Source organism: Pseudomonas sp. CCC4.1, assembly GCF_035019225.1.
Lineage (GTDB): Bacteria > Pseudomonadota > Gammaproteobacteria > Pseudomonadales > Pseudomonadaceae > Aquipseudomonas > Aquipseudomonas bubulae.
On sequence record NZ_JASJWL010000024.1, the window covers coordinates 22,846 to 46,695 of the forward strand.

A 23,850-nucleotide genomic window follows, 5' to 3' on the forward strand; every position below is an offset into this window, starting at 1 on the left:
CAAAAAACAAGCCGAGGATTATACCTTAGCTATGACCTCACGCGCCAGTTGAGGTCGGGTTTGATGCAGGATTATTGCGACTTAAAAGGTCGCGTAACTGATTTTTTTCCTCGCTACTTAGCTCGCCTTGACGTGCTTTTCGAAGAAGTTGCTCTAGATTTCGCTCGCGTTGGCGAGCTGACAGGCTAGTTATGGTGTCGAAAAACTGTTGTTCAAGGTTATCGGCATCAATTAGCCATTCCTTTTCCAGCAGTCTTTGCAGCAAACGGCCCTGTTCAGTGCCGTGCCAGCGGGACAGTAGCTGAATAGAGCTTAGCTTAGGATTTTTCTGTACAGCCTCGACCAGAGCAATCAGTAGTTGATTATTAGTCTGGTCTTCTGCAGCAAAGTGCCCGGCGTCCTCAACTTTTTTGGCCAGTTGCGGGTGATGCAGCAGGGTGCGCAGGGCTGTCAGGGTCGGGGGTTCAACACCTACCGGGATCCAGGCCTGCTCGCGTTCGCCGCCGCGCTTGCCTTTTTTGTCCCAGGGTTTGTTTTCCCACTTTTTGCCGCCAGCGCCGGTCTTTTTCGGGGTCCATTCCTGTTGGGGGATGTACATGTCCGGTTGCTGGAAGTCGCTGTAGTCGGGCATTGCATCGTAATCAATGCCCGGGTCATAGGTTGGCTGTGCCTGGATTTTTGCGGGCGTATTTTGTGCCAGCTGGCTGACGGTTTCGCTGGTAAGGCCGGTTATTTCGCTCAGGCGCTGACGCATCAGGGTCCGCAGGTTGGCGCCCGGGACTTTGTCGATCAGCGGTGCTGCCAGCGTGGCCATATGGGCCTTGCCTTCGAGCGAGCGAGGGTCGGCTTCTTCGGTCAATTGCTGGAAGAAGTAGTCTGCCAGCGGCTGGGCATGCTGGTTGATACGGGCCTTGAAGGCATCGGTGCCTTCAGAGCGCACCAGGGTGTCCGGGTCTTCACCTTCGGGCAAAAACAGGAAGCGTGCGCGGCGCCCGTCCTGCAGGCAGGGCAGCGTGGCTTCAAGTGCGCGCCATGCCGCATTGCGGCCGGCCTGGTCGCCGTCAAAACAGAACAATACGCTGGGTACCACGCGAAACAGGCGCTTCATGTGCTCTTCGCTGGTAGCGGTGCCCAGCGTCGCGACGGCATTGCGCAGGCCTTGCTGGGCCAGGGCAATGACGTCCATATAGCCTTCAACCACGATGATTTCGTCGAGGCTGCGATTGAACTTGCGTGCTTCGAACAGCCCGTACAGTTCCTGGCCTTTGTGAAAGACCGGGGTTTCCGGGGAGTTCAGGTATTTGGGCTTGTCGTCGCCGAGCACCCGGCCACCAAAAGCGATGATGCGGCCACGGCTGTCGCGGATCGGAAACATTACCCGGTCGCGAAAGCGGTCGTAACGCTTGCCGGTCTCGGCGTTTTCGACCAGCAGGCCAGCGTCGATCATGGCTTTTTGTTGCAGCGTGTCACTGCTCAGGTGTTTGTAGAGGTTGTCCCAGCCTGGTGGCGCAAAGCCCAAGCCGAAGTCGCGAGCGATTTCGCCGGTCAGGCCTCGGCCTTTCAGGTAGTCCACCGCTGCTTTTCGTGCCGGATGGCTTTTCAAGGCCTGGCGATAAAAGTCAGCAGCTGCAGTAAGAAGCGGGTATAGCGGGGAGTCAGTCGGTTGCCGAGGTTTGTGCGCCCGGCCGCTTTCTTCCCGTGGGATTTCCATCCCGGCAGCTTTGGCCAGTTCTTCGACAGCCTGGGGGAAGTCCAGGTTGTCATGGTCCATGATGAAGCCGAGGGCGTTACCGCCAGCGCCGCAGCCAAAGCAGTAATAGAACTGCTTGTCCGGGCTGACGCTGAACGACGGGGTTTTTTCTTTGTGGAAGGGGCAGCAGGCGGTGTAGTTCTTGCCAGCTTTCTTCATTTGCACGCGCGAGCTGACGACATCGACGATATCGGTACGGTTCAGAAGGTCGTCAATAAAGCTCTGGGGGATTAACCCGGCCATGGCGTTCTCGTCATCACTGCGCAGAATTGGGTCCGAATAAAGAGCTTGGTCATCGTGCGTGCAGGCAAAAGCTCTGCTCGATCGTGGGGCGTCTGCTCAATTATCTCGGGGAAGTGTATCTGTCGAAATCCGCTCTACTCATATTAATCAGAGTCGACGGGATCGATAAATGTCACGCTCTGAGTCCGGCACTGACCAATGGCTGGTCTCGGATAGCTCATAAGCAGGCACTGGAGAGGTGCCTTGGGCTGATCGTCTTTAAGGATAATCAGAGAGGTGTGCTCGTCGGTAGCCTTGGAAGGCTCGTCAGTGAAGACGTGCACCGCTGGCTATTAGGCCAGGTCTGACGTGTTGTAACGCTTGTCGCGGTCGCATCTGCGGCCTTGACGATAAAGCATGTAACTTGCAACAACTGCCTACGGCCCGGCTTTAGGCCGGGCTTGGCAGAAGCGTGCAACGAACGTCTGTGTATTAGTACAGACGAACGGCGCGGCGCTGCTCGCGCTGAACTTTCTTCGCGTGACGCTTAACAGCAGCTGCTGCTTTACGCTTACGCTCAGAAGTCGGCTTCTCGTAAAATTCGCGGCTGCGAACTTCAGCCAGAACACCGGCTTTTTCGCAGGAGCGCTTGAAACGACGCAGAGCTACGTCGAAGGGTTCGTTCTCTTTTACTTTGACGGCTGGCATCCAGAGCTACCTTCATTCATTACCGGGGTCAACGTCTCAAGGCAAAATCGCGTTGGAAGACGTCGGTTTTTAAGGGTTGCGGATGTTAACCCCTCATCGCCCGGAATGCAAAGCCTCTGATCGAAAACCGCTGGCCGGGGGCGGGAGTGGCGACTATTATGCGCGCCTTCGAATTTAGCCTCTACAAGGCGTAAACCCATGCTAGTACTGGGATTAGAAACCTCCTGCGACGAAACTGGCGTCGCGCTATACGACAGTGAACGCGGGCTTTTGGCCGATGCACTGTTCAGTCAGATCGACCTTCACCGCGCCTATGGCGGTGTGGTACCGGAGCTGGCTTCCAGAGATCACGTCAAGCGAATGCTGCCGTTGATTCGTCAGGTGCTGGCCGAGGCCGACTGTGTGCCTACCGAGATCGACGCAATTGCCTATACGGCGGGCCCGGGATTGGTTGGAGCCCTGCTGGTTGGGGCTTCTTGCGCTCAGGCGCTGGCGTTTGCCTGGGGCATTCCGGCCCTTGGCGTGCATCACATGGAAGGCCATTTACTGGCCCCTATGCTGGAAGAGCAACCTCCGGAATTTCCGTTCGTCGCTTTGTTGGTCTCGGGCGGTCATACGCAGCTGGTTCGCGTTGATGGCATCGGCCAATACGAGTTGCTGGGCGAGACACTGGATGACGCCGCGGGTGAAGCGTTCGACAAGACCGCGAAGATGATGGGGCTTAACTATCCGGGTGGCCCTGAGATCGCGCGGTTGGCCGCCCAGGGCGTTGCAGGACGCTTTGTCTTCCCCAGGCCCATGACAGACCGTCCGGGCCTGCAATTCAGCTTCAGCGGCCTCAAGACGTTTGCCCTGAACACCTGGCAGCGTTGTGTGGCAGAGGGCGACGACACTGAGCAGACCCGTTGCGATATCTCCCTGGCGTTCCAGCAGGCCGTGGTTGAAACGCTGACCATCAAGTGCAAGCGTGCCTTGAAGCATGCAGGCATGAAGCGCCTGGTGATTGCAGGCGGGGTGAGTGCCAACAAGGCGCTGCGCGTTTCCCTTGAGAAAATGCTCGGTGAGATGAAGGGCAATGTGTATTACGCCCGTCCGGAATTTTGCACGGATAATGGCGCGATGATTGCGTTTGCGGGTTGTCAGCGCTTGCAGGCCGGTCAGCACGAATCATTGGCGATCAGCGTGCAGGCACGCTGGCCGATGGAGCAGCTGCAGCCCCTGTGAGAATGGGGGCTGGAGCCGGCGTGAAGATTTTTCACGGGCAAGATTCAGAAATGCCGTTCGCGCCCGGCCATCAGGTCGCGTAAATTGCCGCGATGGCGCCATACAATCAGCGCCGTCAAGGCGCTCATTGGCAGTAGCGCGGCAGGCTCTTGCCAGGCCAGCAATGGCAGGGTCAGGGGAGTGGCGATCAACGCCGCCAGTGAGCTGGTACGGGTCAGCTGGAAGGTCAGCAGCCATGCGGCGACTGCCAACAGTGCAGCAGGGGGATACAGTCCCAGCAGCATGCCGGCCGCCGTGGCGACACCCTTGCCGCCGCGAAAGCGGAAGTAGGCAGGGTACATGTGACCTACAACGGCGCAGCCGCCGATCCAGGCCTGGTCCTGGAGCGAGAGATCCAGTTGGTTGGCCAGCAGGACGGGCAAAAGCCCCTTGCACAGGTCACCGAGCAAGGTCAGGACGGCAAGTTTTTTGCCGGCCAGACGCAACATGTTGGTTGCGCCGGCATTGCCGGAGCCACTCATTCGCGGGTCGGGGGTTCCCGTCAGGCGGCTGAGCAAAATGGCAAAGGACAGAGAGCCGAGCAGGTAGGCGAGGATCGCCAGTAACCAAAACATGCTAACTATTCCGGGCGAGGACGCCCTGATTCTAACGGCGCTTTGCGCCCTTGTCGTGCTGCGGAGAAGAGTGCTTGGACAGAGTGTTTATCGAAGGCCTGGAAGTTGACACCGTAATCGGTGCTTATGACTGGGAACGTGGCATCCGTCAGTGTCTGCGCCTTGATCTGAGTTTTGCGTGGGATAACCGTCCAGCTGCGGCTGGCGATGATCTGACGTTGGCGCTGGATTATGCGAGCGTTTCGTCGCGAATTCAGGCGTTCGCCGAGCAGGCTCAATTCCAGCTGGTGGAGACCTTTGCAGAGCGACTGGCCGAAGTGTTGATGAGTGAGTTCACTATCCCCTGGCTGCACCTCAAGCTGACCAAGCCCGGCGCAGTTGCGGCGGCCACTGGGGTGGGCGTGGAGATTGAGCGCGGATGTCGCTAACTCAGGTTTATCTCGGGCTGGGCAGTAATGTCGAGCGTGAAAAGCACTTGCTGGCAGGGCTGGAAGCGCTGAGCGGATTCTTGCAGGAGATGCGCTGTTCGGCGGTGTTTGAAAGCCAGCCGGTGGGTATCAAGAGCGGGCCGTTTTTCAACCTCGTGGTGTCGGCAAAAACCGATTTTCCACTGGTTGAGTTAAGTCGTCGTTTGAAGCTGATCGAAGCTGATAACGGGCGTTACGCTCAAGATCGCAAAGGTTTGCCGCTGGATATCGACGTGTTGTTCTTTGGCGATCTGGTGGGCAACTTTGACGGTTTGACCTTGCCCCGTGCCGAAATCCTCAAGAACGCTTTTGTGTTGTGGCCGCTGTCTTTGATTGCCCCAGACAAAGTTCATCCCGGTGTGGGCAAGACGCTTGCGCAGATTTGGGCCGAGGCGCAGATCGAGCAGGTGCTTGCGCCTGCAGCCTTCGAGTGGCGGGGGGAGTCCTTGACGCCGCTGGAGATGCTGGCGGGCTGAGAGTCGATTGAATGGGCTGCAGGTTGCTGCTTTTTTGTGGGAGCGGGCTTGCTCGCGATGGCGTCGATGCGGTCTGAGTGTAAGACCGTGGTGCCCTAATCACGAGCAAGCCCGCTCCCACAAGGTTTGCACTACGCCGCATCCTTGTAAGCTTGTAGTGCCTTGAGCCGTTCGCGCTTGAGTGCTTCGCCCAGTTCGGGGCCCTTGTAACCCTGCTCCAGTAACGGCTGCACCGCTACCGAAAGGGCGGCCCGCGCCGCGCCGCGCAGGTAGTCGGCCTGCGGGTAGGGTCGGTCTTCCAGGCCCAGGCGGCCTTTGGCGTCCATCTCGCACGCTACGATAAACTCCTCGAACCGCTGTGGCCGACGGTATACGTCGAAGCGCTGCAGCAATTCCAGTAGCGTCGAAGCCTTGAGCTCAAGGGCGCGATGGCCGTGGGTGTGGTATTCGCCTACCAGCAATGCCAGCTCCTGACAGTCCCTCGGCACCTTATAGCGTTCATTGACCGCCTTGATCAGGCGCAGTCCCTTGTGTTCGTGGGCAATATGCCTTGGCCAGTCTTTCTCTGGCGTAAGCCCCTTGCCCAGATCGTGCAGTAAACAAGCCCAGCGAACCGTCAGCGGTTGCTTGTGCAGCGCCGATTGCTCCAGCACGCTGAGGGTATGTACACCACTGTCGATTTCCGGGTGATGGGCGGGGGGCTGAGGGACGCCGAACAGGGCGTTCACTTCGGGTAGCAGTACTTCAAGAGCGTCGCAGCTGCGCAGCACTTCGATAAAAACCTGAGGCTGATCTTCCATCAGGGCGCGGGAAATTTCCTTCCAGCAGCGTTCCGGGGTCAAGGCTTGCAGTTCGCCGGACCGGGACAGTTGGCGCATCAGCTCCAGAGTCTCGGGAGCGATGCTGAAGCCCAGGCTGGCGTAGCGCGCTGCGAATCGGGCTACGCGCAGTACTCTTAGGGGATCTTCGGCGAATGCGGGGGAAACGTGGCGCAAAATACGGGCTTCAAGGTCGCGCTGGCCATGGTAAGGGTCGGTTACGTTGCCAGCCTCGTCCTCTGCCATCGCATTGATGGTCAGGTCGCGACGGATCAGGTCTTCTTCGAGGGTGACGTCGGGGCTGGCGTGAAAAACAAAGCCCCCATAACCATGCCCGCTTTTGCGTTCGGTGCGGGCCAGTGCATATTCGTCACCCGTCTTGGGGTGAAGAAATACCGGGAAGTCAGAGCCAACAGGGCGATAGCCCAAGGCCTGCATTTGTTCGGCCGTTGCGCCCACCACCACCCAGTCAATATCGGTGACAGGCTTGCCCAGCAGGCGATCGCGCACTGCGCCGCCAACTTTATAGATCTTCATAAAAAACCTCCGTTAGCGCGACAGGATAGCGCGTGTGCCGTGCTAACGGAGGCCTGCTTTACAGGTGAATGGCTCCCATATCCAGGCGACCGCGGTCAATCTCACCGTGGTCGCCTTTTGGCGGGACATGGTGGACCTTCATGACCTGGTCGCCTTGCAGTGTTTCCAGATGGATGTCGAAGCCCCACAAGCGGTGCAAGTGCTTGAGAACTTCTTCGGTGGAGTCGCCCAGGGGTTTGCGGTCATGTTGCTGGTGACGCAGGGTCAGTGAACGGTCGCCCCGGCGGTCGATGCTCCAGATCTGGATATTGGGTTCGCGATTGCCCAGGTTGTATTGCGCGGCCAGGGTTTCGCGAATGATGCGGTAGCCATTTTCGTCGTGGATGGCTGGCACCAGCAGGTCGTCTTTTTGATCGTCGTCCATGATGCTGAACAGCTTCAGGTCGCGGATCACTTTGGGTGAGAGGTATTGCAGGATAAAACTCTCGTCCTTGAAGCTGCTCATGGCGAATTTGATGCTCGACAGCCAGTCGCTGCCCGCAAGGTCCGGGAACCAGTAACGATCCTCCTCGGTCGGGTGTTCGCATATGCGCCGGATATCGCAATACATCGCAAACCCAAGCGCGTAGGGGTTGATACCGCTGTAGTAAGGGCTGTCAAAGCCGGGCTGGAACACCACGCTGGTGTGGGAAATGAGGAACTCCATCATAAAGCCCTCGGTCACCAGGCCTTCGTCGTACAGGTCGTTCATCAAGGTGTAATGCCAGAAAGTCGCCCACCCCTCGTTCATCACTTGTGTTTGCCGCTGCGGATAAAAGTACTGGGCTATTTTGCGCACGATACGTACAACTTCGCGCTGCCAGGGTTCCAGAAGCGGGGCGTGTTTTTCCAGGAAGTAGAGGATGTTTTCCTGAGGCTCTTCGGGGAAACGGGCGTTGTCCTTCTCGCTGAGCTTGTCTGCGCTTTTGGGGATGGTGCGCCACAGGTCGTTGATCTGTTTTTGCAGGTGCTCTTCGCGTTCCTTTTGTCGACGGCGCTCCTCCTCGGCAGAGATCGGGTCAGGCCTTTTGTAGCGGTCCACACCGTAGTTCATCAAGGCGTGGCAGGAATCGAGCAGGTCTTCCACCGCATCGATACCGTGGCGTTCCTCACATTGCATGATGTATTGCTTGGCGAATACCAGGTAATCGATGATCGAACTGGCGTCAGTCCAGGTCCGGAACAGGTAGTTGCCCTTGAAGAAGCTGTTGTGGCCATAGCAGGCGTGGGCTACTACCAGTGCCTGCATGCAGATGGTGTTTTCTTCCATCAGATAGGCAATGCAGGGGTCTGAGTTGATAACGATTTCGTAGGCCAGACCCATCTGGCCCCGAGTGTAGGATTTTTCAGTACTAAGGAAGTGTTTGCCGTAGGACCAGTGGTGATAACCCAGCGGCATGCCCACTGATGCGTAGGCATCCATCATTTGTTCGGCGGTGATGACTTCAATCTGGTTGGGGTAAGTGTCCAGCGCATAGCGGCCAGCCAGGCGGCCGATTTCGCGGTCATACGCCTGGATCAGGTCAAAGGTCCACTCTGAGCCGGTGGAGATGGGTTGGCGCTTATTCTCTTTGGCGGTCATGTCACTAACCTGCGCTGGAAGAGTTCACGGAAGACCGGATAAATATCGCCGGCCGAGACCAGTTGCTGTTGAGCGAAGGTGTCGGAAAACGCCTCGCTGATGCGTTCGTACTCATACCAGAGCGCCTGGTGTTCGCGCGGGGTGATCTCTACATAAGTGTAGTACTGCACAAATGGCATGATCTGGTTGATCAGAATGTCGCGGCAGATGGGTGAGTCGTCGTTCCAGTTGTCTCCGTCAGAGGCTTGGGCTGCGTAGATGTTCCATTCGTTGGTGGGGTAGCGTTCGGCCATGATCTCCTGCATCAGTTTGAGTGCGCTGGAGACGATAGTGCCGCCGGTTTCCCGGGAATAGAAAAACTCCTCTTCGTCCACCTCTCGTGCGCTGGTGTGATGGCGAATAAACACTACGTCAATCTTGTCGTAGTTACGCTTCAGGAACAGGTACAGAAGGATGAAAAAGCGTTTGGCAATGTCTTTGGTGGCTTGGGTCATGGAGCCTGAAACGTCCATGAGGCAGAACATGACGGCTTTGGAGCTGGGGTTGGGCTGTTTGATCAACAGGTTGTACTTGAGGTCAAAGGTGTCGAGAAATGGCACGCGATGAATGCGGGCGCTGAGTTTCTCGATTTCGGCCTCGATGGTCTTGATATCGCCGAAGTTATCGGGCTCCTCGCGTTTTAATCGCTCCAGTTCGGCCTTGGCTTCCCGCAGTTTCGCCCGGCTGCTGCCGGACAGCGCGATGCGTCGAGCGTGAGCTGAGCGCAAGGTACGAATGATGTTGATACGAGACGGGTTGCCCTCGTTGCTGATACCGGCACGTACGGTTTTGAACGTGTCGGTGCCGGTCAGGTTGCGTTTGACCAGATTGGGCAGTTCGAGGTCTTCGAACATGAATTCGAGGAACTCTTCCTGAGTGATCTGGAACACGAATTCGTCCATGCCTTCGCCGGAATTCCCCGCTTTGCCAGGGCCGCCGCCACCTCCCGATCCACCTTGGGGCCGGGGGATATGTTCGCCGCTGGTAAACTCCTTGTTGCCGGGGTGAACCACGGTTTGCTTGCCACCACGCCCGTGATGCATCACCGGCTCATCGATATCGCGGCCAGGGATGCTGATTTGCTCGCCATGTTCCATATCCGTAATGGAGCGGCGGCCCACGGCCTCTTCTACGGCCTTTTTAATGTGGTCACGGTAGCGACGCAGAAAACGCTGACGGTTAACCGTGCTCTTGTTCTTGCCATTGAGGCGTCGGTCGATCACATAGCTCATTAGGCCCTCCGGGCAGCTTCAAGTTGTGAGCTGCAAGCTGCAAGTCCAGGCATTTACCCATGCCTTTTCCTGCAGCTTGAGGCTTGAGGCTTACAACTGCCTCACTGCGACTTGCGGACCCGCAGGTACCACTCGGAGAGCAGCCGCACTTGTTTGTCGGTATAGCCACGTTCGACCATTCGAGTAACAAAGTCGTTGTGTTTTTGCTGGTCCTCTTTGCTTGCCTTGGCGTTGAAACTGATAACCGGCAGCAGGTCTTCGGTGTTGGAGAACATTTTTTTCTCGATCACCACCCGCAGTTTCTCGTAACTGAGCCAGGTTGGATTCTTACCGTTGTTGTTCGCCCGGGCACGCAGTACGAAGTTGACGATTTCGTTGCGGAAATCTTTCGGATTGCTGATGCCGGCCGGTTTCTCGATTTTTTCCAACTCTTCGTTGAGGGCCACGCGGTTGAGGATTTCGCCGGTTTCCGGATCCCGGTATTCCTGGTCCTGAATCCAGAAGTCGGCGTAGAGCACATAACGGTCGAAGATGTTTTGCCCGTATTCGCTGTAGGACTCCAGGTAAGCGGTCTGGATTTCCTTGCCGATAAATTCGATGTAGCGCGGCGCCAGGTATTCCTTGAGGAAACGCAGGTAGCGCTCGCGGGTTTCGGCCTGGAATTGTTCCTGTTCGATCTGCTGTTCGAGCACATAAAGCAGGTGCACCGGGTTGGCGGCAATTTCGTGGGGGTCGAAGTTGAATACCTTGGACAGGATCTTGAACGCAAAACGGGTCGAAAGGCCATTCATGCCTTCGTCCACACCCGCGTTGTCACGGTACTCCTGGATGGACTTGGCTTTCGGGTCGGTGTCCTTGAGGTTCTCGCCGTCATAAACCCGCATCTTGGAATAGATGTTGGAGTTTTCCGGTTCTTTGAGGCGCGACAGTACGGTGAACTGGGCCAGCATCTTCAGGGTGTCGGGTGCGCAATGGGCTTTGGCCAGTGAGCTGTTGAACAGCAGTTTGTCGTAGATTTTCACTTCGTCACTGACACGCAGGCAGTACGGTACTTTGACGATGTAGATCCGGTCGATAAACGCTTCGTTGTTCTTGTTGTTGCGGAAGGTATGCCATTCCGATTCGTTGGAGTGGGCAAGCAGGATGCCGGTAAACGGAATCGCGCCCAAGCCTTCGGTACTGTTGTAGTTACCTTCCTGGGTAGCCGTCAGCAGTGGGTGCAGCACCTTGATGGGTGCCTTGAACATCTCGACGAACTCCATCAGGCCCTGGTTGGACCGGCACAGAGCGCCCGAGTAGCTGTAGGCGTCGGCATCGTTCTGCGGGAATTCTTCCAGTTTGCGGATATCGACCTTACCTACAAGGGCCGAAATGTCCTGGTTGTTTTCGTCACCGGGTTCGGTTTTGGCTACACCGATCTGGTTGAGGATCGACGGGTACAGTTTTACAACGCGGAACTGGCTGATATCACCGCCAAACTCGGCAAGGCGCTTGGTGGCCCACGGCGACATGATGGTGCTCAGGTAGCGTTTGGGAATGCCGAAGTCTTCCTCGAGGATCGCGCCATCTTCGGTGGCGTTGAACAGGCCCAAAGGCGACTCGAAAACCGGTGAGCCCTTGATTGCATAGAAGGGGACTTTTTCAATCAACTGTTTGAGCTTTTCGGCAAGGGATGACTTGCCGCCCCCTACCGGGCCCAGCAGGTAAAGGATTTGTTTTTTCTCTTCCAGGCCCTGTGCGGCATGGCGGAAGTAGGAAACTATCTGGTCGATGCATTCTTCCATTCCGTGGAAGTCTTCAAAGGCCGGGTAGCGGCGAATCACCTTGTTGGAGAAAATCCTCGACAGCCGGGAGTCGGTTGAGGTGTCCAGCAGTTCCGGCTCGCCAATGGCCAGCAGTAGCCGTTCCGCGGCTGAGGCGTAAGTGCTTTTGTCCTGTTTGCACAGCTCAAGATATTCCTGGAGCGTAAGCTCTTCCTGGCGTGTGGACTCGAAGCGTTGTTGGAAGTGGCTAAAAATACTCATGACGTCACCTCGCTCGATACGTGGAGTCGGCGATAGATCGGTCAGTTCGAGTGCTGGCATGCAGCAGCATTTCAGCTGCTGTGTACCCCCCAGGACACCATCAAGGTGGCTAACCCCTTGAAGTTACTACCGATGATCCATTCGCCGGTGTACCGGCTCTCCCCAGATTTGGATGGCCTGAGGTAAAGGATAGTTGGTAATACGGGAGGTCAAGGTCAGATGCGTGAATTGTTGCCTTAGACCGTTGGTCAGGCAGGCCCCAAGCCCTCTGATCACGGGGGCTGGGGCTGATAAAAATATTATTCGCCCGGGCTTTGGGCGGTTTCGTCCGGGTAAGTGGTACGCCACAACTCGAAGCCGCCATCCAGGCTGTAGACCTCGCTAAAGCCCTGGCCGACAAGATACGCCGCAGCGCTCTGGCTGGAGTTGCCGTGGTAGCAGGCCACGATCAGAGGGGCGTCGAGGTCGGCGTTGGCGATGAAATCGTGCAGCGAGTGGTTGTCCAGATGTTTTGAACCGCTGATGTGATTGGCGGCGAAAGCTTGCGGGTCACGCACGTCGACGACTACGGCGCCTTGTTCGCGCAGGGCCTGAGCCTGTTCTGGCGGGATGCGTTTGAATTCGGTCATGGGAAATTCCTGTGGCCTGAAAGCGGGCGCGGCTGGCTGGCGCCCAAGGGTTGGGAAGTTGGTGCGGAGTGTGGGGCAATGCCGGGTACGGCAAGTGTTGGATCGTCGCAATCGCAGAGCAGGCGTTGGCCGGTGTCGACATTGAGCAGGGTCATGGCGCCGCCCCAGACACAGCCGGTATCGAGTGCGAAGATGCCGGGTTCCTTGCAGTTGCCTTCCAGTGCTGCCCAATGCCCGAAGATGATCTTGAGGCCTTGGGTTTTGCGTTCTTTGTAGCTGAACCATGGAGCGAAGCCGGGCGGTGCAGTACCTACGCCTTCTTTGCTTTTCAGGTCGAGCTTGCCGTCCCGGGTGCAGAACCGCATACGGGTGAAATAGTTGGTAATAACCCGCAACCGGGTAACGCCGGTCAGTCCGTTATCCCATTTGGCCGGGTCGTTGCCGTACATGCCGTCGAGATAGGGGCCGACAAGGTTGTCATCGCGCAGCGCCTGTTCGACTTCGCTGGCGCATTTGAGGGCTTTTTTCAGCGTCCACTGGGGCGGTATTCCGGCATGCACCAGTGCAACCTCACGCTCGGCATCGTAATGCAGCAGCGGTTGCTGACGCAGCCAGTTCAACAACTCATCGCAATCGGGGGCCTGGAGAATTTCGCGCAAAGTGTCGCCTTTTTTCAGGCGTTCGATATTGCGCCCCACGGCCAGCAGGTGCAGGTCATGGTTGCCCAGTACACACACCAGCGACTCGCGCATGCGATACAGAAAGCGCAGGGTTTCCAGTGATTCGGGACCGCGGTTGACCAGGTCGCCCACCAGCCAGAGCTTGTCTTTGGTGGGGTCGAAGGCCACGCGTTCGAGCAGGCGCTTGAGCGGTTTCAGGCAGCCTTGCAAGTCGCCAACGGCATACACCGCCATCAGTGCAGGGCTCCGGGTACCGCCAGGCGAAAGGGCGCAATAATGGCTTTGAACTCATGACCGTCATCGGCATGCATCAGGTAGCTGCCCTGCATGGTGCCGACTTTGGTTGTGATGACCGACCCACTGCTGTAGGTGTGCTCGCTGCCGGGATCAATCTTGGGTTGCAGTCCTACAACACCGGCGCCACGGACTTCTTCTACATGACCATCGCCGTCGGTGATTACCCAGTGCCGTGACAACAGCTTGGCAGGTATTGAACCGTTGTTGCGTACCGTGATGGTGTACGCAAAGGCAAAGCGCTGATGCTCGGGCTGTGATTGTTCTGGCAGGTAACGTGTGACGACGCTGACGTCGACCAGATAGCGGGGATCGTGCATGCGAGAGGCCTTACTTGAAAGCGAAGACACAGTTCGGGATAAAACTGATGCCTGAGTCTAGGCCAAACAGCGGGTACCCGGCTAGACGTGGCGTCTGGCCGGGTACCCGTTTTTTCTCGGCGATCAGTCGGCGGCGGGCGCCACGACCGGTTGCTCGCTGAGCTTGTCGGCCAGGCGCACGAAGGCGGCCAGGTCGAGTTGCTCCGGGCGTTTGCTGCCATCGACGCCTGCGGCCTCGATTTCAGCGTTGCTGAGCAAGGCTTTGAGGGTGTTGCGCAGGGTCTTGCGGCGCTGGTTGAAGGCTTCGCGAACCACGCGCTCAAGCAGGCGGTGGTCTTTGGCCGGATGCGGCAGCACTTCGTGGGGCACCAGACGGACAATCGCTGAATCAACTTTCGGCGGCGGGTTGAATGCACCCGGGCCTACGTTGAACAGGTGTTCGACGCGGCAGTGGTACTGAACCATGATCGACAGACGACCCCAATCACCACCGCCAGGCCCGGCGGCCATGCGCTCAACCACTTCTTTTTGCAGCATGAAGTGCATGTCGCGGATCAGCTCGGCGTTTTTCAGCAGGTGAAAAATCAACGGCGTGGAGATGTTGTACGGCAGGTTACCAACCACGCGCAGGGTGCGAGGGGCAGCATTGAGGCTCTTGAAGTCGAACTTCAGGGCATCACCCTGGTGCAGGGTGAAGTTGCTCATGCCGGCAAACTGGCGGTTGAGGATCGGCACCAGATCCTTGTCGAGCTCCACAACGTCGAGCTGGCCACCGCTGTTGAGAATGCCTTCGGTGAGGGCGCCCTGGCCCGGGCCGATTTCCAGCAGGCGTTCGCCAGCCTTGGCGTTGATGGCGCGCAGGATGCGGTCGATAACCCCGGCATCGTGCAGGAAGTTCTGACCAAAGCGCTTGCGCGCCTTGTGTTGGTATTGCTCGTTCATATACGGGTCTCGGCCATCTGGTAGGCGGTTTCCAGGGCGACTTGCAGGCTGCCGGTATCGATCTTGCCACTACCCGCCAGATCCAGGGCGGTGCCGTGGTCGACAGAGGTGCGGATAATCGGCAAGCCCAGGGTGATGTTGACTGCGGCACCAAACCCTTTGTACTTGAGTACGGGCAGGCCTTGGTCGTGGTACATCGCCAGCACTGCGTCGCAGTGTTCCAGATATTTGGGGGTAAACAGAGTGTCGGCAGGCAGCGGGCCACGCAGGTCCATGCCCTCGCTGCGCAGGCGCTCCAGGGTTGGTTCGATGATGTCTGTTTCTTCGTGGCCCAAATGGCCGCCTTCACCTGCATGGGGGTTGAGCCCGCAAACCAGGATGCGCGGCCGGGCGATGCCAAATTTTTGTTTTAGGTCGGCGTGCAGAATGCGGGTGACCCGCATCAGTCGCTCGGGGGTGATTGCATCGCTGACCTGACGCAGGGGCAGGTGAGTGGTGACCAGTGCCACGCGCAGTCCGCGGGTGGCAAGCATCATCACGACCTGCGGTGTATGGGTCAGGTCGGCGAGGAATTCGGTATGCCCGGAGAACGGGATGCCCGCTTCGTTGATCACGCCCTTGTGCACCGGGGCGGTGATCATGCCGGCAAAGTCGCCATCCACGCAGCCCTGGGCGGCGCGTGTGAGGGTTTGCAGCACAAAGGCTGCGTTGGCCTTGTCCAGCTTGCCGGCGGTAACCGTGGCGTTCAACGGGGTGTCCCACACGTACAGGCTGCCTGCCGGAGCCGGCTGATCGGGCCAGTTGCCCGGCTCGACCGGTAGCAGGCTGACAGCCACACCGAGCTGCGCGGCCCGCTCAAGGAGCAGGTCGCAGCTGGTGATGGCGATCAGGGGGTGTGGCTGGTGTTGCGAGGCGAGAAGCAGGCACAGGTCGGGACCTATGCCTGCCGGTTCGCCGGGTGTCAGGGCAAAACGCTGTGTGTTCACTGCGCGGCCTGGCCTGCGCTGTCAGTACCGGTTGCGCCTGGCAGCTTGATTTCAACATAGGCTTCGTCGCGGATCTGACGCAGCCAGGATTGCAGCTCTTCATCGTATTTGCGGTTACGCAGAGCGTTCATAGCCTGTTGCTCGCGCGCCTGGGTGGTGCTGTCAGTGGCACGACGGCCAAGGACTTCCAGAACATGCCAGCCGTATTGGGTCTTGAACGGCTTGGACAGCACACCTTGCGGAGTGTCGGCCATGGCTTCGCGGAACTCGGGCACCAGCGAATTCGGGTCAACCCAGTTCAGGTCGCCGCCGTTGAGGGCGGAGCCCGGATCTTCCGAGTAAGTCTTGGCCAGGGTGGCAAAGTCTTCGCCCGACGTAATGCGGTCGTAGATTTTGGCTGCCAGTTCCTTGGTTTGCGCTTCAGTACGAATTTCGCTTGGCTTGATCAGGATATGACGGACATGAACTTCGTCCACCACCACTGATCCACCGCCGCGTTTCGCGTTCAGCTTGAGGATGATGAAGCCGCCTGGCGTGCGCACTGGAGGTGTAACGTCGCCTACAGGCATCTCACTGAGCATGCGGTCGAAAGGGGGAGGCAGTTGAGCAGCTTTACGCCAGCCCATGTCGCCACCTTCCAGTGCCGTGTCGCTGCCGGAGCGGGCGATGGCCATTTGGGCAAAGTCAGCGCCCTGTTTGAGCTTGTTGTAGACCTCTTCAGCTTGCTTTGCCGCGTTCTGGATGGCTTCCGAGCTCGCGCTTTCAGGCGTCGGGATCAGGATATTGGCCAGGTGGAACTCTTCGGACATCTGCAATTTGCCCAGGTCCGAGGCCAGGAAGTTTTTCACTTCCTGATCCGTGACCTGAATGCGCTCAGCCACGCGGCGTTGACGCACACGGCTGATGATCATCTCGCGACGCACCTGTTCACGGGCATCTTCATACGACAGACCGTCGTGGGCCAGGGCCTGACGGAATTGCTCGATGGTCATGTTGTTGCGCTGGGCAATGGTGCCGATAGCCTGGTTCAGTTCTTCGTCCGTGATGCGAATGCCTGAACGCTCGCCGATCTGCAGTTGCAGGTTTTCGACGATCAGGCGCTCAAGCACTTGCTGATCCAGAACACTGGCAGGCGGTACACCCTGGCCACGCTTGGCGATGGTTTGCTGAACTTCGTGGACACGCTGGTCCAGTTGGCTCTGCATGATCACGTCGTTGTCGACGATGGCCACCACTTTATCCAGGGGCTGTACTGCAGCGCTGGCTGCAGTACCCAGGAACAACGCGCCCAGCATTAGCGGGCGCAGACACTCAGAAAGCTTGATCTTCACGTTCACGATAACCTTGGATGCCTTTGTCGAGGAAGCTCTCTACTTTGGTGCCAACAACGCCACCGAGACCTTTCAGCACAACTTGGAGGAAGAGACCATGGTCGCCCTTCTCGTTTTGAGGGGCTTCCTGGGTGTACTCGTCGTTGGATACCCAGTAACGGCTGATCAGACGAAGCTTCCAGCAGCAGTTGTCGTACTCGAAGCCACCGAAGGCTTCCAGGGTACGGTTGCGGTTGTAGTCGTACTGCCAGCGGCTGATGGCGTTCCATTGCGGCACGATCGGCCAGATAACCGAGAAGTCGTGCTGCTGGATTTTGTAGTAATCCTTGATGTAACCCGGTTGGCCAGGGGTGCCGTAGTCACCACCGCCCACTACCCATTTACCGGTGTACTGGTCGTAGCGAACCTGGTCGTTGCGGTAGCGATAGCCGACGTTGACCACCTTGTTCGGGTTGTCTTCAGGCTGGTAGTGCATCATCGCACTGCCTGAGCGCGGGCTGTGGCTTTCCGGGTCCCAGTTGTAGTCAGCGGTTGCACGCCAGTCGCGGTTGAAGCGATAGGCGTATTCCAGTGCATACGGAGACATGCCGGCAGTCGCATCGGCACGGTCAGCATCAATACCTGGCAACTGAACTTTGCGATCCTTGAAGTAGTAGGCCTGGCCCACGCTGATGCGTTGACGTTCAAAGCCGTTGTCTTCGATCAGGCGGCTGGTCAGACCCAGCGACAGCTTGTTCTCGTCGCCTACACGGTCAGTACCGGTAAAGCGGTTGTCACGCCACAGCGAGGAATAGCTGAAGGTGCTTTCGCTGGTGTCGAAGATCGGGATGTCATCCTGATTGCGTTCCGGCACATACAGGTAGAACGCCCGCGGCTCCAGGGTCTGGCGGTAGTCGGTGCCGAACCAGTTGGTGTTGCGGTCGAAGTACAGGCCGCTGTCAACGCTGGCGATTGGCACGCTGCGGTTGACCGAGCTGTCGAACTTGCCACCAGCACTGGTCAACTGAGTCTTGCCGGTGCCATCCAGATCCAGATCGTACTGGGTGTACATGTACTTCAGGGACGGCGTCAGGAAGCCATAGCTCCAGTTCAGCGGCAGGCTGACACTTGGGGCAAGGTTCATGCGTGTGCCGTTGGCACGGGCCAGGCCGGTCACGTTGGTATCCAGACGATTGGCGGTGGTGCCGTCCTCGTTGGTGTACTGGCCGTTTTCCAGGCTGCGGTCAAACCGTACCAGCTCGGTGTTGTAGGCGAAGTTCAGGCCACCCGGATGATTTGGCAGCATGCCATCGAGGGTAAGTTGCGGCAGCTTGTCGTAAGGCGTGATCTGGGTAACGGTGGCCAGTTGATAGGCCTGCACGTTCAGTTTGGCGGTGTAGTCATCGCCACGGTAGCTGACGGCGCCTTGCTGGTTCAGGAAGTCACGGCTTTCAACGCCGATCTGGTCACTTTCCAGGTCCTGGAAGTAATACGGATCGCTGATTTTGGTGTAGTCGACTTCGGTCAGTACACGGGAGTCGAGACCACCCTTGTGCTGCCAGTTAAGCATGTAGCGCTTGTCGGTGTAGTCGGTCTGGCGCTTGCGGTCGTCGTTGTCGTCGTTGAGGTACGCGGCACCGAACTGGCCTTCGCTCGATTCGGTCAGGTAGCGGAACTCGCCTTCCATCAACAGGCCGCGCTTGGTCATGTAGCGCGGGTACAACGTGGCATCGTAGTTGGGTGCCAGGTTGAAGTAGTACGGGGTCACGAGCATAAAGCCGGTGTCGGTGCTGCTGCTGAAGGACGGCGGCAGGAAACCGGACTGGCGGCGATCGTCGATCGGGAAATAGATGTACGGGGTGTAGAACACCGGAATGTCCTTGACCCGCAGCGTCACGTTGGTGGCCGTACCGAAACCGGTGGCCGGGTTCAACGTGATGTTATTGCCCTTGAGCTGCCAGGCGTTGCTGTTTGGCTCGCAGGTGGTGTAGGTACCATCCTTGAGGCGGATGATCGAGTCTTCGGCACGCTTGGCATACAGCGCACTGCCGCGGATGCGCGACTTGTGCAGCACATATTCGGCGTTGTCGACCTTGGCCGCACCCGTGTCCAGTTGCACATCGGCGTGGTCGCCGACGATCAGTGCGCCGTTGTCACGCAGGCGCACCTTGCCGTTGAGCTCGCCACGGCTTTCAGCCTGGTACAGGCTGGCTTCGTCGGCTTCGATCTGCATGCTGCCCTGGCGCATGACTACGTCACCGGCCAGGGTCGCAACCTGCTCTTCCTGCTCATAGCGGGAGGCTTTGGCGCCGATAAAGGTCGGGGCGTCGCTTTTGCTGGTGGGGTCGTTCATGCCCGGACGGATGGGCTCTACGTACGAACCGGAGCAGTACGGGCCGGTTTCGGCCAACTGGGCAGCGGTCAGCTTGTCCCGGGGCACCCAGTCGAGGTGACTGTAATCGTCACTGCGCGCCTTGAGCCCACGGCCTTTGGCCTCGGTGACCAGCGGGGCCTGTTTGGCCTGCTCGCTGGTTTCACCGCTGGCACCCACAGACCCGTCACCGTGCGCAGGACGCGGTGGCAGTTGCGCCACGTTGGTTTTTGGTGCGCAATCCCAGCCCCCCGTAGCCGACACGGAACAGTCATACTGCTCCTCGGCAAACGCGAACGGCGTGGCGAGAGGTTGCATGGCCAGCAAACTGCCGGTTACCAGCAACGGAAATTTTTTACGAAACGCGGGGGATTTCAATGCCATCTTATTAGTCCGGGCTTCCTGCGTGCCATCAGCCCGCGGTGGGGGACCGCACGCCTATCGATGGTCTGGAAAAGATTCTGGATAATAAAGCATGACCCGCTTGACGGCTAGCGCCGTCGGAGACCCTTGTAATGCCTGACCAAGATGTACGCCTGCAACACCTGAAAGTTTGGCTGGATGAGCAGCTGGCAACCGTGTTCGAGAATGAGGGTTGGGGAGCTGTGCCCCCGGCCACGTTGACTGCTGCCAGTAGCGATGCGAGCTTCAGACGCTATTTTCGCTGGGAGGGCGAGGGCCGCAGTTTTGTTGTCATGGACGCGCCGCCGCCCCAGGAAAACTGCAAACCTTTCGTCGATATTGCTGATTTTTTGCGAACTTGCCTGATTAACGTACCGAAAATTTACGCTCAGGATCTTGATCGCGGCTTTCTATTGCTCAACGATCTGGGCAACAAGACCTTCCTGGACGTGATCAACAGCAGCAACGCCGACGAGTTGTTCAAGGATGCCATTGAAGCCTTGCTGGCCTTTCAGCAATTGCCGATGACCGAGCCTTTGCCCAGCTATGACGTGGCCTTGTTGCGCCGCGAGCTGGAGCTGTTTCCCGAGTGGTACGTGCGAGCTCACCTGGGGGTGGATTTCAATGAGCAGCAACAGGCCGTCTGGCAACGAGTCAGTACGCTGCTGATCGACAGTGCCCTGGCGCAGCCCAAAGTGCTGGTGCACCGCGACTTTATGCCGCGCAACCTGATGCTCAGCATTCCCAATCCTGGGGTGCTGGATTTCCAGGACGCAGTGTATGGCCCGGTGACGTACGACATTACGTGCCTGTTCAAGGACGCCTTCTTGAGCTGGCCTGAAGAGCGTGTGCGCAACTGGCTGCAGGATTACTGGAAGCTGGCGCTGCCGTTGGGCATTCCGGTGCAGCGCGACTTTGAAGAATTCTTGCGCGCCAGCGACCTGATGGGTGTGCAGCGGCATTTGAAAGTGATCGGCATTTTTGCCCGCATTTGTCATCGCGATGGCAAACCACGCTATCTGGCCGATGTACCGCGCTTCTTCTCTTATATAGAAGCTGTGCTGGCGCGACGTCCCGAGCTGGCAGAGCTGGGTGAGTTGTTCAGCAGCCTGGGGCTGGTCAGCGAGGTCGATGCATGAAAGCGATGATTCTGGCCGCCGGTAAGGGCGAGCGCTTGCGGCCACTGACCCTGCATACACCAAAGCCCTTGGTGCGTGTGGGTGGCGTGCCGTTGATCGAGTACCACTTGCGGGCGCTGGCCGCGGCAGGTTTTACCGACATTGTGATCAACCATGCCTGGCTGGGTCAGCAAATTGAAGATCATCTGGGCGACGGTTCGCAGTTTGGTGTCAGCATCCAGTACTCCCCGGAAGGCGAACCGCTAGAGACCGGTGGCGGAATTTTCCAGGCGCTGGCGTTGCTTGGCGATGAACCCTTTGCCGTGGTGAACGGTGATATCTGGACCGATTACGAGTTTGCTGCCTTGCGTCAGCCGTTGACCGGGCTGGCTCATCTGGTTCTTGTGGATAACCCGGCACACCACACGAGCGGTGATTTCAGCTTGAGCGGCGGACAGGTTCAAGATGGCATGTCGGGTGCCGATACGCTGACCTACAGCGGTATCGCCGTGCTTCACCCCGATCTGTTCAGGGGCTGTACGGCGGGTGCATTCAAACTGGCACCGCTATTACGTAACGCCATGGCGGCAGGGCAAGTGACAGGTGAGCGATTGCAAGGGCATTGGGTGGATGTAGGGACGCACGAGCGCCTGGCCGAGGTCGAGTCGTTGATCAAGGACGCGCGCTAGCATGTTGTGGCCAGGGACTCTGATCGGAGCCGGAGCAGGCTTTTTCATAGCCAGTATTCCGGGGGCCATGCTCGGTGCTTTACTGGGGCAGGCGTTCGACCGGCGCTTGCAACTGCACAGTTGGGCCGATCTGCTTGAGCGTTTTGGTGCCCGGCCGGTGCTGCGCAACGATGAGTTGTTGTTTGTGTTGCTCGGTCGTCTGGCCAAAAGCGGCGGACAGGTGGTGGGCAAGCATATCGAGCAGGCGCGGCTGGAAATGCGTCAGCTCGATATGGAGCCTGCAGCGCAAAAGCGTGCCATTGCCGCGTTCAACCGTGGCAAATCCGGTACTGATTCGCTGCGCGGTTACCTGAAACGGCTCAAGGCTCAGCCTCATGCGGCAGAAGGTGTATTGCGTGCCTGCTGGCGAATGATCCTGGCCGATGGCCGGGTGGCTCCCCAGGAACGTGAGCTGATAGTGCTTTGGGGGGGCTGGCTGGGCTGGACCCGCCAACAGGTTCTGGTGTTGGGTGGCGAACATGAGCCTCAGCCCAAACCGCTGGCGACCCGTGGCGGTACCTACCGGCAAGCGCTGCTTCTGCTGGGGGTGACCGAGGCCAGTGATCCTGAGCAAATCAAGCGAGCCTATCGGCGCCTGCTCAGTCGTCATCACCCGGACAAGGTTGCCGGCAGCGGTGCGGGCCCGGCGCAGGTGCGCGAGGCCACGGAAAAAACCCGTGAACTGCACCAGGCCTACGCCTCGATCCGTGAGCGGCGTGGTTTTTAGCGCAGTTTACTTATCCACAGGTTGCGGGCTGAGCCAGCCGCGTACACGGCGAAACAACTGCTCCTGTTCACCATCCCGGTTGCCCGGGGTGGCGAACAATCCGACCTGCTTGAAATTCGACCCGTTGGCTCGCTTGCTGGCCTGCAATCTTTGCAGGGCGGCTTCGCGGGCCAGGGGTTGGTCTTTATAGAAGATATCCAGCAGCGCCACGTTGAGGGCCGGGGTCAACTGGCTCAGGTCCGGCTCTGCCAACACAGGTTTGCGGGCAGACACCATGATCAGTTTCTGGATCTGGGCAGGATGCTTGGTACTGATATAACGCGACGCCCAGTAGGCCCCGGAACCATGGCCGAGCAGAACGATAGTGCGCATGTTCTGGTGCTGGGCAAAGGCAATCGCTGCATCAATACGGGCGAAGATGCGCTCGGCATCGGCCTTGTCCAGGTCTTGCCCGGTTTGAGCCGCTTCGGATTCCGTGCTTTCGGTGCCGTCACTGGCGGCCTGCTCGATGGGTTTGGCCGTGGTGGTGGCTGCCTTGCTGCTACTGTCTGTCGCAATTGCAGCAGGAGGTTTCTCTGGTTCGGCTTCGCGCGGCTGGCTGGCTTCGCTTTGCATGTCCGGCAGACTCAGGCTCAGGCTGGCCCAGTTGGCGTCCGGCAGCTTGTTGCGCAGAGGGCTGACGGTCAGTGGCCAGTCAGCGGTTTCACCGGCTCCGGGGATGATGATGACCGCACCCTCGGGGGCGCTGCTGTTTGCGGGCTTCCACAGGGCGAGAAAACTGTCATTGGGTGCTTGCAGTTGTTGTTGCTCATGTTGCGGCAATTGCCGCTCAAGGGCCGCCGCATCTTCCTGACTGCGCTCGGGCAGGGGCGCGCGAACTGCGGGTTCTGGCTCGACTTGGGGCTTGGTATCGGCTGCAAGCACTGGCAGGGCGAACGGCAATATCAGCGACAGGCACAAAGCCGGTAGTGCCAGACGATAAGAAAACATCGGTTATTCCAGGCCAGAAGTAGTACCGGCAGCGTAATGGGTTGATCAGTATTTGTCAGGGTATGACGGTTGAGATGAAATGTTTTTGCTCTCTGTGAGTTATCGGCTCCTGCTGTGGTTGCGTGGGCGTAGCGAGAAAATGCGTACAGTTCGGGTCTAGATCCAGCAGGCATCCCACAGGGGGTAATCACCGATCCGCGAGGTCAGTTGAGAGCGGATCGGGTTTTTGATGATGTAGCGGGCGATGTTTTTAATGTCCTCTTCCTGTCTGACAGCCCTGTCGTGATAGCCCCTTTGCCAGATTCGCTCACTGGATCGGCATGCTTGATTGACCGTAATGCTGCTGCGTGACTTGAATCGGCACATCAACTCGCCCAGGGTTTTGGTACGTAACTCTACGAGCCAGTGGCAGTGGTCAGGCATGACCACCCAGGCGATGGACCTGACGATGCCGTCGTCGTGAGCATGCCGGAGTTGGTTCACCACAAGACGGCCTAGATGGAAGTCGGTAAATACGGGTCGCCGTAGCTCGGTGACGGCGGTGAGCAGGTATATGTGGCCAGGTTCGGAGTAGCGCCCGGTGCGCAGGTGACAAGCGTTGTTTGAAATTGGCAATCCTTT

General features: G+C 58.4%; 22 protein-coding genes. 6 read left to right on the forward strand and 16 right to left on the reverse strand.

Annotation, left to right across the window (positions count from 1 at the left end):
• Positions 1-37 precede the first annotated feature (37 nt).
• Complete coding sequence (gene dnaG, locus QN377_RS11905; RefSeq protein WP_095019496.1) at positions 38-1,993, reverse strand: DNA primase; 1,956 nt, start codon at positions 1,991-1,993, stop codon at positions 38-40.
• Between the two features lie 471 nt (positions 1,994-2,464).
• Positions 2,465-2,680 carry a 30S ribosomal protein S21 gene (rpsU, locus tag QN377_RS11910; RefSeq protein WP_002551877.1) on the reverse strand — a complete coding sequence of 72 codons (216 nt, stop codon included), beginning with the start codon at positions 2,678-2,680 and terminating at the stop codon, positions 2,465-2,467.
• Between the two features lie 198 nt (positions 2,681-2,878).
• Here rpsU and tsaD point away from each other — a divergent pair, with 198 nt between their 5' ends.
• Entirely contained in the window at positions 2,879-3,904 is a 1,026-nt protein-coding gene (tsaD, locus tag QN377_RS11915; protein WP_094999926.1) for a tRNA (adenosine(37)-N6)-threonylcarbamoyltransferase complex transferase subunit TsaD, read from the forward strand.
• Between the two features lie 44 nt (positions 3,905-3,948).
• On the opposite strand, the gene plsY is transcribed toward tsaD, so the two are convergent.
• Positions 3,949-4,518 carry a glycerol-3-phosphate 1-O-acyltransferase PlsY gene (plsY, locus tag QN377_RS11920; protein ID WP_094999927.1) on the reverse strand — a complete coding sequence of 190 codons (570 nt, stop codon included), beginning with the start codon at positions 4,516-4,518 and terminating at the stop codon, positions 3,949-3,951.
• 74 nt (positions 4,519-4,592) lie between these two features.
• On the opposite strand from plsY, the gene folB reads away from it, so the two are divergent.
• Together folB and folK are read left to right on the forward strand one after the other, a co-directional pair.
• Entirely contained in the window at positions 4,593-4,946 is a 354-nt protein-coding gene (gene folB, locus QN377_RS11925; protein ID WP_094999928.1) for a dihydroneopterin aldolase, read from the forward strand.
• Positions 4,937-5,461 carry a 2-amino-4-hydroxy-6-hydroxymethyldihydropteridine diphosphokinase gene (folK, locus tag QN377_RS11930; protein ID WP_095019497.1) on the forward strand — a complete coding sequence of 175 codons (525 nt, stop codon included), beginning with the start codon at positions 4,937-4,939 and terminating at the stop codon, positions 5,459-5,461. The genes folB and folK overlap by 10 nt, the downstream gene beginning before the upstream one ends.
• Positions 5,462-5,592: 131 nt before the next feature.
• Here folK and QN377_RS11935 read toward each other — a convergent pair whose 3' ends face one another.
• The 11 genes from QN377_RS11935 to QN377_RS11985 all read right to left on the reverse strand — a co-directional run bounded on the left by QN377_RS11935 (position 5,593) and on the right by QN377_RS11985 (position 19,648).
• Positions 5,593-6,816, reverse strand: coding sequence for a multifunctional CCA addition/repair protein (locus tag QN377_RS11935; RefSeq protein WP_094999930.1), 1,224 nt, complete (start codon positions 6,814-6,816; stop codon positions 5,593-5,595).
• 58 nt (positions 6,817-6,874) lie between these two features.
• Positions 6,875-8,437, reverse strand: coding sequence for a SpoVR family protein (locus tag QN377_RS11940; RefSeq protein ID WP_094999931.1), 1,563 nt, complete (start codon positions 8,435-8,437; stop codon positions 6,875-6,877).
• A complete protein-coding gene (locus QN377_RS11945) occupies positions 8,434-9,708 on the reverse strand; it encodes a YeaH/YhbH family protein (protein ID WP_094999932.1) in 1,275 nt (424 codons plus the stop codon). The genes QN377_RS11940 and QN377_RS11945 overlap by 4 nt, the downstream gene beginning before the upstream one ends.
• 101 nt (positions 9,709-9,809) lie before the next feature.
• Positions 9,810-11,732 carry a PrkA family serine protein kinase gene (locus tag QN377_RS11950; RefSeq protein WP_016782433.1) on the reverse strand — a complete coding sequence of 641 codons (1,923 nt, stop codon included), beginning with the start codon at positions 11,730-11,732 and terminating at the stop codon, positions 9,810-9,812.
• A 299-nt stretch (positions 11,733-12,031) separates the two neighbouring features.
• Complete coding sequence (gene glpE, locus QN377_RS11955) at positions 12,032-12,361, reverse strand: thiosulfate sulfurtransferase GlpE (RefSeq protein WP_094999933.1); 330 nt, start codon at positions 12,359-12,361, stop codon at positions 12,032-12,034.
• A complete protein-coding gene (locus QN377_RS11960) occupies positions 12,358-13,275 on the reverse strand; it encodes a symmetrical bis(5'-nucleosyl)-tetraphosphatase (RefSeq protein ID WP_094999934.1) in 918 nt (305 codons plus the stop codon). Before QN377_RS11960 ends, glpE begins: the two co-directional genes overlap by 4 nt.
• The gene (apaG, locus tag QN377_RS11965) at positions 13,275-13,655 is read right to left on the reverse strand and encodes a Co2+/Mg2+ efflux protein ApaG (protein WP_094999935.1); all 381 of its coding nucleotides are present in this window, start codon (positions 13,653-13,655) and stop codon (positions 13,275-13,277) included. The genes QN377_RS11960 and apaG overlap by 1 nt, the downstream gene beginning before the upstream one ends.
• A 123-nt stretch (positions 13,656-13,778) precedes the next feature.
• A complete protein-coding gene (rsmA, locus tag QN377_RS11970; RefSeq protein WP_094999936.1) occupies positions 13,779-14,597 on the reverse strand; it encodes a 16S rRNA (adenine(1518)-N(6)/adenine(1519)-N(6))-dimethyltransferase RsmA in 819 nt (272 codons plus the stop codon).
• Complete coding sequence (pdxA, locus tag QN377_RS11975) at positions 14,594-15,583, reverse strand: 4-hydroxythreonine-4-phosphate dehydrogenase PdxA (protein WP_094999937.1); 990 nt, start codon at positions 15,581-15,583, stop codon at positions 14,594-14,596. Before pdxA ends, rsmA begins: the two co-directional genes overlap by 4 nt.
• Positions 15,580-16,920, reverse strand: a complete 1,341-nt coding sequence (gene surA, locus QN377_RS11980; RefSeq protein ID WP_169916416.1) for a peptidylprolyl isomerase SurA — start codon at positions 16,918-16,920, stop codon at positions 15,580-15,582. The genes pdxA and surA overlap by 4 nt, the downstream gene beginning before the upstream one ends.
• Positions 16,895-19,648, reverse strand: a complete 2,754-nt coding sequence (locus QN377_RS11985) for an LPS-assembly protein LptD (RefSeq protein ID WP_150629056.1) — start codon at positions 19,646-19,648, stop codon at positions 16,895-16,897. Before QN377_RS11985 ends, surA begins: the two co-directional genes overlap by 26 nt.
• Positions 19,649-19,779: 131 nt before the next feature.
• Between QN377_RS11985 and QN377_RS11990 the strand changes: the two genes are divergently transcribed.
• Genes QN377_RS11990 through QN377_RS12000 form a run of 3 tightly spaced genes read left to right on the forward strand, consistent with a single transcriptional unit; the run spans position 19,780 to position 22,239 of the window.
• Positions 19,780-20,805: an aminoglycoside phosphotransferase family protein gene (locus tag QN377_RS11990; protein WP_094999940.1), complete on the forward strand. Its 1,026-nt coding sequence runs from the start codon at positions 19,780-19,782 to the stop codon at positions 20,803-20,805.
• Positions 20,802-21,473 (forward strand): N-acetylmuramate alpha-1-phosphate uridylyltransferase MurU, encoded by a 672-nt coding sequence (gene murU, locus QN377_RS11995; protein ID WP_153327912.1) that lies wholly within the window; start codon positions 20,802-20,804, stop codon positions 21,471-21,473. Before QN377_RS11990 ends, murU begins: the two co-directional genes overlap by 4 nt.
• A 1-nt stretch (position 21,474) precedes the next feature.
• Entirely contained in the window at positions 21,475-22,239 is a 765-nt protein-coding gene (locus QN377_RS12000) for a DnaJ domain-containing protein (protein ID WP_322213741.1), read from the forward strand.
• Between the two features lie 6 nt (positions 22,240-22,245).
• Here the strand turns inward: QN377_RS12000 and QN377_RS12005 are convergent, their stop codons facing one another.
• Positions 22,246-23,229 carry an alpha/beta hydrolase family protein gene (locus QN377_RS12005; RefSeq protein ID WP_130872129.1) on the reverse strand — a complete coding sequence of 328 codons (984 nt, stop codon included), beginning with the start codon at positions 23,227-23,229 and terminating at the stop codon, positions 22,246-22,248.
• Between the two features lie 156 nt (positions 23,230-23,385).
• Positions 23,386-23,844 carry an REP-associated tyrosine transposase gene (locus QN377_RS12010; protein ID WP_094999944.1) on the reverse strand — a complete coding sequence of 153 codons (459 nt, stop codon included), beginning with the start codon at positions 23,842-23,844 and terminating at the stop codon, positions 23,386-23,388.
• Positions 23,845-23,850: the final 6 nt, after the last annotated feature.

Excerpts from the sequence above, each read along its gene's own strand:
- dnaG (WP_095019496.1), bottom strand. The coding sequence starts at position 1,993 with ATGGCCGGGTTAATCCCCCAGAGCTTTATTGACGACCTTCTGAACCGT.
- rpsU (WP_002551877.1), bottom strand. The coding sequence starts at position 2,680 with ATGCCAGCCGTCAAAGTAAAAGAGAACGAACCCTTCGACGTAGCTCTG.
- tsaD (WP_094999926.1), top strand. The coding sequence starts at position 2,879 with ATGCTAGTACTGGGATTAGAAACCTCCTGCGACGAAACTGGCGTCGCG.
- plsY (WP_094999927.1), bottom strand. The coding sequence starts at position 4,518 with ATGTTTTGGTTACTGGCGATCCTCGCCTACCTGCTCGGCTCTCTGTCC.
- folK (WP_095019497.1), top strand. The coding sequence starts at position 4,937 with ATGTCGCTAACTCAGGTTTATCTCGGGCTGGGCAGTAATGTCGAGCGT.
- QN377_RS11935 (WP_094999930.1), bottom strand. The coding sequence starts at position 6,816 with ATGAAGATCTATAAAGTTGGCGGCGCAGTGCGCGATCGCCTGCTGGGC.
- QN377_RS11940 (WP_094999931.1), bottom strand. The coding sequence starts at position 8,437 with ATGACCGCCAAAGAGAATAAGCGCCAACCCATCTCCACCGGCTCAGAG.
- QN377_RS11945 (WP_094999932.1), bottom strand. The coding sequence starts at position 9,708 with ATGAGCTATGTGATCGACCGACGCCTCAATGGCAAGAACAAGAGCACG.
- QN377_RS11950 (WP_016782433.1), bottom strand. The coding sequence starts at position 11,732 with ATGAGTATTTTTAGCCACTTCCAACAACGCTTCGAGTCCACACGCCAG.
- glpE (WP_094999933.1), bottom strand. The coding sequence starts at position 12,361 with ATGACCGAATTCAAACGCATCCCGCCAGAACAGGCTCAGGCCCTGCGC.
- QN377_RS11960 (WP_094999934.1), bottom strand. The coding sequence starts at position 13,275 with ATGGCGGTGTATGCCGTTGGCGACTTGCAAGGCTGCCTGAAACCGCTC.
- apaG (WP_094999935.1), bottom strand. The coding sequence starts at position 13,655 with ATGCACGATCCCCGCTATCTGGTCGACGTCAGCGTCGTCACACGTTAC.
- rsmA (WP_094999936.1), bottom strand. The coding sequence starts at position 14,597 with ATGAACGAGCAATACCAACACAAGGCGCGCAAGCGCTTTGGTCAGAAC.
- QN377_RS11985 (WP_150629056.1), bottom strand. The coding sequence starts at position 19,648 with ATGGCATTGAAATCCCCCGCGTTTCGTAAAAAATTTCCGTTGCTGGTA.
- QN377_RS11990 (WP_094999940.1), top strand. The coding sequence starts at position 19,780 with ATGCCTGACCAAGATGTACGCCTGCAACACCTGAAAGTTTGGCTGGAT.
- murU (WP_153327912.1), top strand. The coding sequence starts at position 20,802 with ATGAAAGCGATGATTCTGGCCGCCGGTAAGGGCGAGCGCTTGCGGCCA.
- QN377_RS12000 (WP_322213741.1), top strand. The coding sequence starts at position 21,475 with ATGTTGTGGCCAGGGACTCTGATCGGAGCCGGAGCAGGCTTTTTCATA.
- QN377_RS12005 (WP_130872129.1), bottom strand. The coding sequence starts at position 23,229 with ATGTTTTCTTATCGTCTGGCACTACCGGCTTTGTGCCTGTCGCTGATA.